Consider the following 14,529-nt stretch of genomic DNA (forward strand, 5'->3'; position numbering starts at 1 on the left):
TCTCTTAGTATAACCTTTCTCTACAGGTAGTAGACAAAAAAGCGGAGCATTGATTCACCGCTCCACTTCTACAGTTGCTGCACATATTTAACTGCTTTTTTAGCCACATCTTCTCCTTGCTCTACACATTCTGGTATACCCAGACCTTCGTATGAGCTTCCCGCTACATAAAGACCGGCCAGCTCTTTTTCAAGCTGTTCGTTCATCGTATCTAGCATATCGTGATGTCCGACCGTATATTGAGGCATTGACTGCTTCCATCTCGTTACCGCGTAAAATTCAGGCTCAGCAGAAATGGTGATGAGCTTCTTCAAATCCTCCAGGACAATTTTGAAAATTTCATCGTCAGGCTGATCCACCACAGCTTCATCCCCGGTTCGTCCAACTAAACATCTCAGCAGCACTTTTCCTTCCGGAACCGCATGCGGCCACTTTTTATTTAGCCATGTGCACGCCGTAATCGTGTAATCGCTATTTCTTGAAACGGCGATGTTCATTGCATCTAGATTGTCTTGCAGCGCTTCTTGTGCAAAGGCTATCACAACAGTAGCTACTGAAGTGGAAGGCATATGCTTCAACGGCTCGAATATTTTATATTCCGAAAGCATAGACTGAGCAGCTGCATGAGGAGAAGTTACAATAACGCTATCTGCTTTTATGACTTTCCCGCTATTTAACGATAATTCATATGTGGTATCTTCTTTATAAATTTTCTCTACTTTTATTCCTTTTGTAATAATATCAGCATCTATTGCTTTTTCTACCCCATCTACTAGCGATTGAAGACCTTCTTTTAATGTTAAAAAGACACTATTTTTTTTAAACTCCGAATCATCACCGTGCTGTGGGTGAATTTCTTTTAGCTTTTTCATTCCAACAATTAAGCTTCTGTACTTATGTTCAGCATGCAAAAACTGTGGAAATGTTGATCTTAAACTCAAACGATCAACGTCTCCTGCGTAAATTCCTGATAATAGAGGCTCAATTAAATTTTCAACAACTTCATCACCAAACCGTCTTCTAAAAAATACGCCTAGCGAACGGTCATCCTGATTTTTTGTCTTCGGTATAAAAAAATCAGCTGCTGCGCGCAGCTTGCCAACAGGTGAAAATAACCCTGTTGTGATAAAAGGAGATAACTTGGTTGGTATCCCCATTACAGCACCATCAGGCAGCGCATGCGGTGTATCTTTTACTAGAATATAGGATTTTCCCTTTTCATTTCCGACTAGCTCCCTACCTAACCCTACTTCTTTTGCCAGTTTTGTAGCAGCTAGCTTACGCGCTAAAAATGAATCAGGACCTTTTTCAAATAAATACCCGTCTCGTTTGACCGTTTGAATTTTTCCACCAAGCCGATGCGTCGCTTCTATTAGTTGAAGATCAATTGGCAGCTGATGATCCTTTATTTTTTTTTGCAAATAATAGGCAGCTGAAAGACCTGTTATTCCTCCACCGATGATGACAACCTTTTTTCGTCTATCCGTCATGTTATCATCGCCTTTTCTGTAAAATTCAATATAAAGAGAAGCGATTATGGAAATCCATAGCTCGCTTCTTACTTTTCTTTATATTGATTATAAGTTACTTTTCGTCCCTATTCAATGTACAAAGAATCTATACTGACTTAACGGGCAATCTGTTTTAACACAACTGTAGCTAATCCATCAATAAATTCAGGCTGTGCATTGGGCATTTCAGGGCGGTAATAATCAGCCCCAATTTCATCCGTCACCACTTTACATTCATAGTCGTTATCATAAAGAACTTCTAAGTGGTCTGCGATAAATCCAACCGGAGTATACACGAACGATGTATAACCTTTTTCTTCATGCAATTCTCTTGTTAAATCTTGGACATCAGGACCTATCCATGGCTCAGGCGTATTTCCAGCACTTTGCCAGCCAATTTCGTAATGTTCAATACCAGCTGCTTGTGCAATTAAATCCGCTGTTTCTTGAAGCTGATTTGGATATGGATCTCCTGCTGCAATAATTTTTTCCGGCAAGCTATGCGCAGAAACAATCAACACGGCTTTTTGGCGTTTCTCTTCGTCTATTAAATCAAACGTTTGTTTAACACGTGTAGCCCAGTACTGAATGAACTTTGGCTCACTGTACCAGCTTTCTACTGAATGAATGATTGGTCCTCCTAATTTTTCAGCCGTTTCTTTGGCGCGCCCATTATAGGATTTTACGCTAAACGTTGAAAAATGAGGTGCAAGCACAATGCTGACCGCTTCTTTAATTCCGTCTTTATGCATGGCTTCTACTGCATCTTCAACAAACGGTTCAATATGTTTTAAGCCAAGATACGCTTTAAATTCAATTTCATCCTGCACTTCATTCAAGCGCTTTTCCAGACTTTCCATTTGCTGTTGCGTAATTTTTGCAAGAGGTGAAATGCCCCCGATTGCTTCGTAGCGGTTTTGTAAATCTTCTAAGGCTTCCGGTGAAGGTTTACGTCCGCGGCGGATATGTGTATAGTAACGTTCAATATCTTCTTCTTTATATGGCGTTCCATATGCCATTACAAGTAATCCCATTACTTTTTTACTCATGTGTTCGACACCTCTTTGTTAGATTCAATACTTGTCTTCATTTTGCCATGAATAAAAAGAAAAATTCAAAGTTTAGCGCTCCAAATCATTTGACAATTTATTGTCTATTCGCAGAATATTCATGAATAAAGGTTGTTAAACGCTTCAACGTTTCCGGCTGAACCTGTGGAAAAACGCCGTGCCCCAAGTTAAAGATGTAACCAGGACTGGCCATCCCTTTATCTAATATTTCTGTTACACGTTCTTCAATAACTTCCCATGGAGCTAACAAAATAGCAGGATCTAAGTTTCCTTGCAGTGTTTTTGTTAAGCCTAATGCACGTGCTTCATCCAGCTGTGTTCTCCAATCTAATCCCACTACATCCAGCGGCAGATCATGCCATTCTTTTGCCAAATGACTTGCCCCTACTCCAAACATAATGAGCGGTACATTTTTTTCACGTAAAGAGGTGAAAATTCGCTCCATAACAGGTTTTATAAAGTAACGATAATCCGCTACATTTAAAGCACCTACCCATGAATCAAAGATTTGAATGGCTTTTGCCCCAGCGTCAATTTGCGCTTTTACATATGTAATCGTCATATCTGCTAACTTATCCATTAGTGCAAACCATGCTTTAGGTTCCGTATACATAAATGCTTTTGTTTTATTGTAATTTTTTGAAGGTCCTCCTTCAATCATATAGCTTGCCACTGTAAAAGGAGCACCCGCAAAGCCAATTAGAGGTACGTTTAACTGTTCTGTTGTTAACAGCTTAATGGTATCTAATACATACGGAACATCTTCTTCCGGCGTAATTTCTCCTAGTTTTTCTACATCGCTTAAAGATTGAATTGGATTAGAAATTACGGGACCAATTCCTGACTTGATTTCAACATCCACTCCAATTGAAGGAAGCGGTGACATTATATCTTTATATAAAATAGCTGCATCCACTCCGTACTGTTCAACGGGCAGGCGTGTTACGTATGCCCCAAGCTCCGGCTGATGAGTGATTTCAAATAAAGAGTACTTCTCTTTTAGCTTTCGGTATTCCGGCTGTGAACGCCCTGCTTGGCGCATATACCAAACCGGAACATGATCCGTTTTTTCCCCTCTACAGGCTTTTAAAAAAGTATCGTTAAACGTTCCTTGACTCATAATTTCCACCTTTCTCGATTGTCTTCCATCCGTATTTTCTTCGATTAGACAGACAATAATCAGCAAAGGAACATACCGGTTCCTCTACTGATTAAAGTTTCACGTTATATTCTCTACTTGTCACTATACCCATTTCTTTACGACTTGTATAGCCACCTGCTAAAAATGTCAAAAATTCGCCCTACTCTTCCTTTTTTTATTGAAAAAGAGCAGGTGTTACTTCGTTGGATTTTTTTCCTTTTTGTTTTGTTTGGGAATTGTAAGGAACTACATAATAAGTAGGACTGTCGAGCAGATTCACACGCTCTTTTTCAAACGCTCCTTTTCCCTTCACTTTACCAATTACTTCGGCTTTATCTCCTTTTTTCTCATAAACATAATAAACAGCTCTTTTATCAGGTGAAGGTGTCCACGATAAATTTACCGTTAGCAAACCAAATGGATGAAATGTTAATTCTTGTTTTAAGTCTTTAACTTGCTCTAAGCGTATTGGTTTTGGCAAATCTTTAACGCCTGCTGGCTTTTGAAATGCAGCTTCGTCGTAACCCGCTCTTGTGAGAATGTCTTTAAATAATAGAGTCGGATAAGAACTTCCTTTTGTTAAATAATGCTGGTCATTTGTAGAATCATATCCCATCCACACGCTTCCTACAACATCTGGCGTATATCCAACGAACCAAGCATCCCTTGTGGCTCCTTTAACATTCGTATACGAAGTAGACCCTGTTTTTCCTGCTAACTCTCCTTTAAACTCTCCTTTTTTTGCCGTTCCTTCTTTAACAACTCCTTGAAGCATTTTTGTCATATACCAAGCCGTTTGTTTTGAAAATGCTTTGTGAGTGTCGGGAACAGCTTTTGCAATTACTTTTCCGTCTTGATCTTTTATTTCTTGAATAAAGTACGGTTGGATGTTTTCTCCGTTTTCAGCAAATGCCCGGTACGCTCCTGCTAATTGAAGCGGTGTAATTCCTTCCTTTAATCCTCCAAGAGCAATCGCAAGCCCTTTATCTTCTAAAGGAATTCCTAGCTTTGTGAGGTACTGCTTACTTGTTTCAACTCCTAGTTGATTCAATGTCCAGACAGCAGCTGCGTTTTTAGAATCTTTTAGGGCATCGTACATCGTTACCTTTTTAGCATATTGGCCGTCTACATTTTTAGGTGTGTATCCCCCGTAGCTTGTAAGCTTGTCTTGCAGCAAAGAATAAGGCTTGAATTGACCTTCTTCTAACGCAGGGCCATATACTGCAATAGGTTTCATCGTAGAACCTGGCTGTCTTTTGACATTTAGGCGATTGAGCGATTTTTGTACATAATCTCGTCCTCCCATAACAGATAAAACTCCTCCGCTTTTGTTATCGACTAATACAAAAGCACCTTGGGCACTGTTATCTGTACCTGGAAAATAACGATTTTCTTTCATCAGCTCGTAGGCGGCTTCTTGTACTTTTGTACTCATCGGTACTTTGACCGTATAACCGCCGCGCAGAAGCTCATTGCTCGAAATGCTGTATTTCTTCTCTGCTTCTTGAATAACCATATCGATATAGGTTAAATATGCTGGGTTTTTAGCCTGTTCCTTTACGTTCAACCCCAGCGTTCTTCCTTGCAAACGGACATTTTTTTCAGCTGATAAATAACCTGCTTTTTGCATGGCATTTAACACAACATTTCTACGTTCTATACTTTTTTCTGGATGTAAAATAGGAGAATAAGAATTCGGTGCTTTTGGCAGTGCAGCAAGCAGTGCACCTTCTTCTACCGTTAATTCGGAGACATCTTTATTGAAGTAAAGCTTGGATGCAGCTTGGATTCCATAGGCTCCGTGTCCAAAGTATATTTGGTTCAAATACATTTCAAGCAGTTTTTGCTTACTGTAACGCTGCTCCAAGTTAATGGCCACCACTACTTCTTTTGTTTTTCTAAGCAGCGTTTTATCATTAGATAAAAACACATTTTTAGCCAGCTGCTGTGTTAAAGTACTTCCTCCTTCAACACTTCCTCCAGCCAATATATCTCGGTATAATGCTCGGCCAATAGATTTAAAATCGATTCCGTGGTGTTCATAAAAACGAACGTCTTCAATTGAAATAAATGCTTGTTGCACATGCTTTGGAATCTTATCAATTGAAACCAAGTCCCGATTTTTCACATAGAGCTTTGTTAATTCGTCTCCATTTTCGTCCACTAACCTCGTAGCCGAGTCCATGACGATCTTTTTCTCATCAATTACATAGTTTCCAAGAAACAAGATGATAATATATCCAATCAGTCCTAATAGAAAAATTCCAACTAAGGCAGCAATTGCGTATAAGCCTTTTTTGTACATCGTGCCACCCCTTTTCTTTCGCTAAACTTTTGATAATATGGAAAACAACTTCATCAATGTTTTACTTTACCATCTTCATTAGAAGTTCACAATTTTTGAATTTTTGTGTGTAAAATTTTATAATTTTAGTATGATTTACAATTGTAAATTGTATGCAATTCCCAATTAGAAAGGAAGTATAATCCATGAAGATCTTTATTACTTACGGAACAGGCCCTTACCTTCAGAAGTTGATCGACGAACATCCGAGTGAACGTTTGTTACTGCTTCACAAAGATGACGATCAATTTGCACTAGTCCACGAAACAGATGGAGATACAATTTTTAAAGAAGGACATGCTTATGAAGTATTAGATGCTTCTGGAAATCTTGCAGATAGCGGATTTGCTGTACTAAATAATATTTCAGTTACAGATGAAGGCCGTCCTTTGTTTGAACAGCGATTTAGCCAACGAGCTCGTTTAATTGAAAATGAAGCAGGCTTCTCAGCTATTCGTGTGCTTCGTCCACTGCAAAATGACACATACATTATCTTTACAGGATGGAAAGATGAAAGTTCATTTAGCGATTGGCAGTCTTCAAAAGCCTATAATGAAGCACACAAAAAACGCGGTACGTCAGAAGGCGTGGATCAACAGCCATCGATTTTCTCTCGCCCTTCTTATGTGACCTCATACCACGTAGTTAAATAAGCAAACATCCTCCTAGTAGGCGAGTATCACAATAGGCACAAACGTCATATTGTATACTACATCACCTATTGGGAGGAATTTTTATGGGCATAGAGCTTGGAGCTCTTCATTGGATGTATGTCCTTTTTATCGCCTTCATTATCGGCTTTATGATTATGCGGCGAGATACGAGTATCCTTTGTATACTCGGGATTTTTTTGCTTTCCTTAACGGCTACCTCTTCGTTAAGCCACTCCGTCAGCGCTGTTTTTTCCAGCTTCATTTATGCCATTACAGAACTGCTTCCTACCATTTTAATTATTTCAATCATTGTATCCATGAGTAAAGTCTTAATGACTACAGGAATAAATGAATCGATGATTTCACCTTTTGCTCGCCTCATTAAAACTCCTGCTCTTGCCTATTGGGTTATTGGATTAGTTATGATGACCATCTCCTATTTTTTCTGGCCTTCTCCAGCCGTTGCTTTACTTGGAGCCGTGCTTTTACCAGTGGCCATCCGCGTAGGGCTTCCAGCTATAGGCGTAGCTGTAGCGATGAATTTATTCGGCCACGGCGTTGCGCTTTCAGGAGACTTTGTTATTCAAGCTGCTCCTAAGATAACAGCTGACGCAGCAGGTCTTCCAGTTCACGAGGTGGTTCAAGCAAGCGTCCCTCTGGTCATTGTGATGGGAGTTGTTACGACACTCTCTGCTTTTTACTTTTTAAAACAAGATATGAAGCACAATAGAATTCACGTTCAACCGACAATGTTAACAAACAGTTCTTCTGTCCAATCCACACCTCTTTCTTCTTCAGTACGCCGGGCTTTAGCCATTATAGTTCCCCTTTTCTTTGCTATAGACGTATGGGCAATGTTCGCCCTTCATTTACAGGGAGGAGATGCGACTGCTCTCGTTGGCGGCACAGCCCTGTTTATTTTAGTGGTGGTTTCACTTATTGCTCACAAAGGAAAAGGTCTCGAACAAACAACTTCCTACTTGATTGAAGGCTTGCAGTTTGGTTTTAAAGTATTCGGTCCCGTTATTCCCATTGCAGCTTTTTTCTATTTAGGAGATGCTGGATTCACAACAATCATTGGTGACTTTCTTCCGAAAGGATCACATGGACTTGTAAATGACCTAGGCGTTGCGCTTGCTTCCACTGTGCCGTTAACCGCACAGGTTGCTACTGTAACGATAACTGCTCTAGGAGCTATTACCGGATTAGACGGTTCAGGATTTTCAGGCATTTCACTTGTAGGCTCTGTCTCTCATTTATTTGCATCTGCTTTAGGATCGGGCGCTGCCACCCTAACTGCTTTAGGGCAAATTGCTGCGATTTGGGTTGGGGGAGGCACGTTGATTCCATGGGCATTGATTCCAGCTGCTGCAATTTGCGGAGTCAGTCCGTTTGAACTCGCCAGACGTAATTTAAAACCTGTAGCGATTGGATTGGTCGTTACAACAATTGTCGCGATGTTCTTAGTTTAAACAAAAGGGGCTGGGACATAACGAAATGAATTCCATCCAAAGACGAACAAGCTGGATATATAATCTGGACAGCTTGCTCGACCGCAGTTGATTTCCGTTCAAGGCTTCGCTTTCCGCGAGAGTCTCCGCCTTGCCCTCCAATCAACTGCTAGAAGCAACGAAACAGATAAAATCTATGTTCACTGTAACAAAAAGAAACGAACCACTAATCGAACAGTTTGATTAGTGGTTCGTTTTTCACTTCGGCTATACTACTTTTTTCCAGACTCCATATGTATATATTTTTTACATGCCTTTTGGAAGCTCTTTTTCCGCTGAAGGCCTTACATACGCATAAACAAGCGTATAGAAGAAAATGCCTACAATAAGCCACATAATCCCTAAGCTGTAGCCAGCTAAGACATCTGTTAAAAAATGTTCTCTTAATAGAATACGGCTCACACCTATTAATAAAACGATTAAAGTAATTGCAAGCTGATACCGCTTGGCTACCTTTTGACTGTTCATATGCTTTGTGAGAAAAAAGATAATCAGACCGTAGATAAGAATTCCCATCATCGCATGGCCGCTTGGAAAACTGTAGCCTTCGATGCCTTGAAGAGGACGTCCTCGTTCTACCGCATCTTTAACTGCTTTATTAATAATATCACCGCTTAAAATAAGTAAAAATGCTGATATCATACCGATATAGTCCTTTTTGAAAAATAAAAAAACGAGAAGTACAGCTAAAAGAACCATAATCATCACTTTTGAAGCTAAAAAAGACAAGCCATGAAAAACAGATGACGATGACTGAAGAATAGTGCTGTCATCTATAGCTGAAACAAGCCAGTGGTCTCCTTGAAAAGAATCTGTCGACACAACAAACAACACTCCTAAAAAAACAAGACCTGCAACCCCAAACATCCACATCAATTTTTTGTACAGGGATACAGTTTGTGAATCTACCATATCGTTACCTCCTATTATCTCATGAGAAAATTGGTAAAAAACTCATTCTTTATCCCTATTCCTCACCTTATGTATCTATTATGTATATAAAATATTTCATGATTCAATTACTTTTTTCAATAATAACGCTTACATTCTTTTCTTTTTAATAGATAATGATATAATGATTAAAATGTCAAAAAATTCAAAACTTTATTCAACTTATACAGAAAGGATATGGTCACGTGAATTCCAAGCTACATACTTTACTTGAAGAAAAATTTGATGAAATGGTTCAAATCCGCCGATATCTGCATCAGTATCCAGAACCGTCTTTTAAAGAATTTCAAACCGCTGCCTACATTCGATCTTTTTATGACAAAATCGGTATTTCTTACCGAGCAAATGTAGGAGGAAATGGTATTGTAGCAAGCATTCAAGGAGGAAACCCTGGTCCTACTGTAGCTTTGAGAGCCGACTTTGATGCCCTTCCTATTCAAGATGAAAAAGATGTACCATATCAATCAACTGTTCCGGGTGTGATGCATGCGTGTGGTCACGATGGTCATACGGCTACTCTTTTAGTCCTTGCTAAAGCGCTTTTTGAAATAAGAGATTCTCTCCATGGTAAAATCGTCTTCATTCATCAGCACGCCGAAGAGTACGCTCCCGGAGGCGCCAAGTCCATGATTGAAGACGGATGCTTAGACGGTGTGGACGCGATATTTGGAACACATTTATGGTCATTAACTCCGACTGGTGTGGTTCAATATCGAACGGGTCCTATTATGGCTGCTGCTGATCGCTTTGAAATTACGATCAAAGGAGCAGGCGGACACGGTGCACAGCCCCACAAAACAAAAGATTCAATCGTCATCGCCTCTCAGCTTGTTGTTAATTTACAGCAAATTGTAAGTAGACGTGTAAATCCAATTGATTCAGCGGTTGTGAGCATAGGTTCTTTTGTAGCGGAAAATGCATTTAATATTATTGCTGATTCTGCTCGACTAATTGGAACGGTAAGAACATTTAATGAAGATGTGCGAAATGATGTCGAAAAAGAAATCGAACGAATTGTCCAAGGTACATGCTTAACAGCTGATGCTTCTTATGAACTGAGTTATACTCGCGGCTATCCTTCCGTCGTCAACCATCCGGAAGAAACGGCCTTTCTTGCTTCTGCTGCTTCTCAAATCGATGAAGTTCATACAGTCGAAGAAACGGAGCCTCACATGACTGGGGAAGATTTCTCTTATTATTTGCAGCATATTAAAGGAACGTTCTTTTTTACAGGAGCTCAGCCAGAAGGTGTAGATGCTCCGTATCCTCATCATCATCCTAAATTTGATTTTAACGAAAAAGCAATGCTTATCGCAGCTAAAACGCTTGGTACGGCTGCTGTTGAGTATTTAAGAGAACAAGCTCCTTCTAAAAACGTAATAAAAGCGAATTAATCATTCAGCAAGCATTCGTACGGATAAGCAGACGAGTGCTTGTTGTTTTATTTTAGGAACCTTTTTCTCACTTAAAACGTAGTATTTATATCGACTGAAATGAGGTGATTTTTTTGAATACGTATGAAGAAAAAGTGTTACAAGAAGCTGAACATTGGAAATTCAGCATGTTGAAACGACCTTCTAAATTTCAACGGACCGCAAAATCTTTACAACTTAAAATAAATGAAAAAATCCCTGCTAAAGTCCATAAGATTATGACTGAAAGCATAAAAAAAATGGTGGAAACCACGCTTGTTGGGTCCGATTTCACCACTAAAAAAAGAGATGTCAGCGGTCTTTCGTTTGAAGAAAAAGAGAAAAGAATTTTGGAGCTCATACCTAAGTACAAAAAAACTGCTGCTGTAGAAGGAGCTGGTACTGGTGCAGGCGGTATCCTTTTAGGTGCAGCAGATTTCCCGCTTCTTCTTTCCATAAAAATGAAGTGCTTATTTGACATTGCCGCTACGTATGGTTTTGATGTAAAAGAAAAAGAAGAACGCATTTATATGCTGTATATTTTTCATCTTGCCTTTTGCAGCGACGACCATAGAACGAAGCTGCTCGAAGTAGTAGAAAACTGGGAAGAAAAAAAAGAGGAACTTCTTGAGCTTGATTGGAAAGCTTTTCAACAAGAATACCGCGATTACATTGATGTTGTAAAAATGTTTCAGCTTATGCCGGGAATTGGAGCTGTTATAGGTGCATATGCTAATTATCAGCTTCTTGACCATCTCACAAAAGTAGCAATGAACGTCTATCGCTTCCGTATATTATCTTCGTCTCCAAAGTAGTCTAAAAACGTAAAAAAGCTCCATTCGGAGCTTTTTTTACGTTAATTTTTTATTTACATATGCATTTACAAATAAGTGAATAAATATAACACCTGCTGCCACGGAAAGCAGTGCAGCAACTATATTAGAAAAAGCCACCGCTATGGCGAGCACAAGAATTTGTACATACAGCGCTTTTTTCCATACGTCCAAAAATGCCTTTTTCCGTTCTTTAGCTTCAACCGGATAAAGAGAAAGCCATAAAATCTGTTTGTGCTGCTTCCAAAGCGGGAGTAATTGAAAACCCGTCATGTATACAACAAATAAAACAACCACTATATTGCCGTATTGAAACGGAGCAGCTACAATTAAAAATCCGCCAATGACAGTTAAGCGAACGAGCAAACTTAAATAATCTCCTGATCGCAAAAATGTTCTGGTGTACAAGTAATGGTAAGTGGCACTTTGACGAAATGGAATACGTGCTAATAGCCAATCTAAATATCTACGGCGTTTGATTCGCTCTTTCACCTGAGGAACGTCCGTAAATAAATTAGCTAATCGATAAAAATAGCCCATGCGCTTTTCTTCTAAGTCAATTAGCTTTTCCCATTTGATCGGCTTTCTTTTTGTAAGGGAGCGATAATAAATGGCTAGCGCAATCATAATCACCGCTACGACTCCTGTAAACAATACGTATGCATGCGAAAATAAGAAGTACGTAAAAACTGCGTTCAAGAAAAACCTGACGATATAATCTGTCCACTTCGCCCACTTTTCTTCAAACCATACAGCCCACCAAGACATGCCTAAGTTTACAACTTTCAAGATGAGTAATAGCAGAAAAAACACAAAAACGTTTGAGTAAGAATCATGCATTACCTTTACGTGAAGAGGTGCTGCTGCACCAGTTGCAAATAATAAAATATAAAGCTGAATCGTAAAGGTAAACCAAAAAGATTTTTTAAAATAAGGCTGCAGCTTCGTCTCCAAAGGAAGTAAAAAGACTAAATCAGGTCGTTTTAAAAACGTTTGAATTTGACCCATGGTTAAAATCAATCCCATAAGTATCGCAATCACTACAGCCGAAGGAAACGCAGGTATTAATGTACTCAACCACTGTTGATAATAGTAGGCCAAACCGCCAATCGCAAAAATTAACACTAATTTAATGTGGTCATTTAAGATATATTTTGTATATCTTCTTACATCCACTAAATACTGCTGAAACCGTTGCTTCCATAATGCATCAATCTTACTCATAGCCTTCTTCCTTTGTTAATTCAATATAAATTTCATCAAGAGTAGCATTGCGCATCTGAAATTCTTCTTGAAGGTCTTTAAGCGTTCCTTGCGCTCTTACTTCTCCGTTATGTAAAATAACAAATTTATCGCAGTAGCGTTCCGCGGTCGCCAAAATGTGTGTGGACATTAAAATGCCTGCACCTTGCTTTTTCATATCCGTCATCAAATCAAGTAAAGATTGAATACCAAGCGGATCTAAACCTAAAAAAGGTTCATCAATAATATAAAGAGACGGCTGAACCAAAAAAGCGCACATTATCATAACCTTCTGCTTCATTCCTTTTGAAAAATGCGCAGGGAACCATTTTAACTTCCGGTCTAAACGAAATTCTTTTAAAAGCGGCTGCAGACGGGCTTCATATGTTTGAGGCTCAAGTCCATAAGCCATAGCTGTCATATCTAAATGTTCTTTTAATGTTAATTCATCGTATAGCACAGGAGTTTCTGGAATAAACGTAAACTGACTTCGATAACCTGTTGGGTCTTGTTGAAAGGTTTTATTATTAATGGATACACTTCCTTTTTTTGCTTCCATTAATCCAATGATATGTTTAATCGTTGTACTTTTGCCGGCCCCGTTTAACCCGATTAACCCGACTAATTCACCTGCATTTACATCAAACGATACATCTTTTAAGACGGGAGTTTTTGTATATCCCCCTGTAATATTGTTAATTTGCAATAAAGAACCCATCACGATCTCCTTTTATTTGTTCTTTTTTGTCTTCAAGCGCAAGCGCTATTTGCTCTATTGTACCAAATCTTTTTCTTCCTCACATTGTTTTCATTTTTTTCGGTTAATTTTTCCAGAATATAATCGAAATATCAGGACATTCTATATAGGGAAGAAGGAAAACAAGTTATTGATTACAACTAATCATTACAAAGCTTCTTACATTTGGGATGAGGTGTCTACAGCAGGCATATTTCAGAAAACCTTATTGTAAATCGATGTATGTTTGATTCATAAGGGGATGGTAGTCATGAACGTAGTAAGAATATATATAATGGGTAGACAATAATGTTCATTTATTACTGTGTAAATGAGGTGTTTGTCAAAGACCAAGAACGATTTCGTTCACATTGTATATTTTTTAGCTCAATGCTTAAATGAGGTGTTTGTTAAAGAGAATATACTTTTTCAAGTTACTGTTTCATTAGGCAATGCAATTACGTAAATGAGGTGTTCCTTAAAGATCATATGCTGCATTAAAAGCTATTTTTTCCTTCTTCACATGACGGGATGCATAATCGTTTGCATCCCGTTTTTGTGTATAAAATGCCAGTAGCTATTTCTTGCCTGCTGATTGCATTTCTACTTTGTGGTAAAATAAACGTACATGTATACCTATACATTTATATTGGTAACGGAAGGTGAACATAATGAGCACACATGATGAAAATTGTATTTTTTGCAAAATTATTCGCGGTGAAATCCCAGGTGCAAAAGTATTTGAAAATGAACATGTATTAGCTTTTTTAGACATTAGTCAAGTAACAAAAGGTCATACGCTGGTGATTCCAAAAGTACATAAAAAAGACATTCACGAACTAACGCCGGAAATTGCGCGCAATTTGTTTGAAGTGGTTCCTCAAATCGCAAATGCAATTAAAGAAACATACAGCCCAATCGGCTTAAACATCTTAAATAATAATGGTGAAAAAGCTGGTCAATCCGTGTTTCATTATCATATGCACATTATTCCTCGCTATGGGGAAGGGGATGGATTCGGTGCTGTATGGAAAGAGCATACAAGCGAATACACGCCTGAAAAACTTCAAGAAATCGCTGGCAATATTTCTTCTCGCCTTTCTTGAAACAAAAAAAGCTTACACA

At 38.8% G+C, this 14,529-nt stretch carries 12 protein-coding genes; 5 read left to right on the forward strand and 7 right to left on the reverse strand.

Features of this window, described 5'->3' with window-relative positions; all coding sequences use genetic code 11:
* Positions 1-68: 68 nt before the first annotated feature.
* The 4 genes from hemY to AC4NPH_RS25910 form a co-directional block, all read right to left on the reverse strand.
* Positions 69-1,490, reverse strand: a complete 1,422-nt coding sequence (gene hemY, locus AC4NPH_RS25895; protein ID WP_491939238.1) for a protoporphyrinogen oxidase — start codon at positions 1,488-1,490, stop codon at positions 69-71.
* A 137-nt stretch (positions 1,491-1,627) separates the two neighbouring features.
* The gene (gene hemH / locus AC4NPH_RS25900) at positions 1,628-2,560 is read right to left on the reverse strand and encodes a ferrochelatase (RefSeq protein WP_013055330.1); all 933 of its coding nucleotides are present in this window, start codon (positions 2,558-2,560) and stop codon (positions 1,628-1,630) included.
* Between the two features lie 97 nt (positions 2,561-2,657).
* A complete protein-coding gene (hemE, locus tag AC4NPH_RS25905) occupies positions 2,658-3,701 on the reverse strand; it encodes a uroporphyrinogen decarboxylase (protein ID WP_013055329.1) in 1,044 nt (347 codons plus the stop codon).
* 196 nt (positions 3,702-3,897) lie between these two features.
* Positions 3,898-6,027, reverse strand: a complete 2,130-nt coding sequence (locus AC4NPH_RS25910; protein WP_029320805.1) for a transglycosylase domain-containing protein — start codon at positions 6,025-6,027, stop codon at positions 3,898-3,900.
* 185 nt (positions 6,028-6,212) lie between these two features.
* Between AC4NPH_RS25910 and AC4NPH_RS25915 the strand changes: the two genes are divergently transcribed.
* Together AC4NPH_RS25915 and AC4NPH_RS25920 are read left to right on the forward strand one after the other, a co-directional pair.
* The gene (locus AC4NPH_RS25915; protein ID WP_053486806.1) at positions 6,213-6,719 is read left to right on the forward strand and encodes an antibiotic biosynthesis monooxygenase family protein; all 507 of its coding nucleotides are present in this window, start codon (positions 6,213-6,215) and stop codon (positions 6,717-6,719) included.
* An 83-nt stretch (positions 6,720-6,802) separates the two neighbouring features.
* On the forward strand, positions 6,803-8,191 hold the full coding sequence (locus AC4NPH_RS25920; RefSeq protein WP_063670517.1) for a hypothetical protein: 1,389 nt from the start codon (positions 6,803-6,805) through the stop codon (positions 8,189-8,191).
* Between the two features lie 285 nt (positions 8,192-8,476).
* Here AC4NPH_RS25920 and AC4NPH_RS25925 read toward each other — a convergent pair whose 3' ends face one another.
* Positions 8,477-9,142 carry a phosphatase PAP2 family protein gene (locus tag AC4NPH_RS25925; RefSeq protein ID WP_053486804.1) on the reverse strand — a complete coding sequence of 222 codons (666 nt, stop codon included), beginning with the start codon at positions 9,140-9,142 and terminating at the stop codon, positions 8,477-8,479.
* Positions 9,143-9,366: 224 nt separating this feature from the next.
* On the opposite strand from AC4NPH_RS25925, the gene AC4NPH_RS25930 reads away from it, so the two are divergent.
* Positions 9,367-10,575, forward strand: coding sequence for a M20 family metallopeptidase (locus AC4NPH_RS25930; protein ID WP_025601789.1), 1,209 nt, complete (start codon positions 9,367-9,369; stop codon positions 10,573-10,575).
* A 113-nt stretch (positions 10,576-10,688) separates the two neighbouring features.
* On the forward strand, positions 10,689-11,408 hold the full coding sequence (locus tag AC4NPH_RS25935; protein WP_013055323.1) for an EcsC family protein: 720 nt from the start codon (positions 10,689-10,691) through the stop codon (positions 11,406-11,408).
* Positions 11,409-11,444: 36 nt separating this feature from the next.
* Here AC4NPH_RS25935 and AC4NPH_RS25940 read toward each other — a convergent pair whose 3' ends face one another.
* Together AC4NPH_RS25940 and AC4NPH_RS25945 are read right to left on the reverse strand one after the other, a co-directional pair.
* Positions 11,445-12,650, reverse strand: a complete 1,206-nt coding sequence (locus AC4NPH_RS25940) for an ABC transporter permease (RefSeq protein WP_098197349.1) — start codon at positions 12,648-12,650, stop codon at positions 11,445-11,447.
* Complete coding sequence (locus AC4NPH_RS25945; RefSeq protein ID WP_013055321.1) at positions 12,643-13,386, reverse strand: ABC transporter ATP-binding protein; 744 nt, start codon at positions 13,384-13,386, stop codon at positions 12,643-12,645. Before AC4NPH_RS25945 ends, AC4NPH_RS25940 begins: the two co-directional genes overlap by 8 nt.
* 689 nt (positions 13,387-14,075) lie before the next feature.
* Between AC4NPH_RS25945 and AC4NPH_RS25950 the strand changes: the two genes are divergently transcribed.
* The gene (locus tag AC4NPH_RS25950) at positions 14,076-14,510 is read left to right on the forward strand and encodes an HIT family protein (protein WP_014461670.1); all 435 of its coding nucleotides are present in this window, start codon (positions 14,076-14,078) and stop codon (positions 14,508-14,510) included.
* Positions 14,511-14,529: the final 19 nt, after the last annotated feature.

Source organism: Priestia sp. MDV22-iso46 (assembly GCF_058629175.1).

Excerpts from the sequence above, each read along its gene's own strand:
- hemE (WP_013055329.1), bottom strand. The coding sequence starts at position 3,701 with ATGAGTCAAGGAACGTTTAACGATACTTTTTTAAAAGCCTGTAGAGGG.
- hemH (WP_013055330.1), bottom strand. The coding sequence starts at position 2,560 with ATGAGTAAAAAAGTAATGGGATTACTTGTAATGGCATATGGAACGCCA.
- AC4NPH_RS25925 (WP_053486804.1), bottom strand. The coding sequence starts at position 9,142 with ATGGTAGATTCACAAACTGTATCCCTGTACAAAAAATTGATGTGGATG.
- AC4NPH_RS25910 (WP_029320805.1), bottom strand. The coding sequence starts at position 6,027 with ATGTACAAAAAAGGCTTATACGCAATTGCTGCCTTAGTTGGAATTTTT.
- AC4NPH_RS25920 (WP_063670517.1), top strand. The coding sequence starts at position 6,803 with ATGGGCATAGAGCTTGGAGCTCTTCATTGGATGTATGTCCTTTTTATC.
- AC4NPH_RS25945 (WP_013055321.1), bottom strand. The coding sequence starts at position 13,386 with ATGGGTTCTTTATTGCAAATTAACAATATTACAGGGGGATATACAAAA.
- hemY (WP_491939238.1), bottom strand. The coding sequence starts at position 1,490 with ATGACGGATAGACGAAAAAAGGTTGTCATCATCGGTGGAGGAATAACA.
- AC4NPH_RS25950 (WP_014461670.1), top strand. The coding sequence starts at position 14,076 with ATGAGCACACATGATGAAAATTGTATTTTTTGCAAAATTATTCGCGGT.
- AC4NPH_RS25940 (WP_098197349.1), bottom strand. The coding sequence starts at position 12,650 with ATGAGTAAGATTGATGCATTATGGAAGCAACGGTTTCAGCAGTATTTA.
- AC4NPH_RS25915 (WP_053486806.1), top strand. The coding sequence starts at position 6,213 with ATGAAGATCTTTATTACTTACGGAACAGGCCCTTACCTTCAGAAGTTG.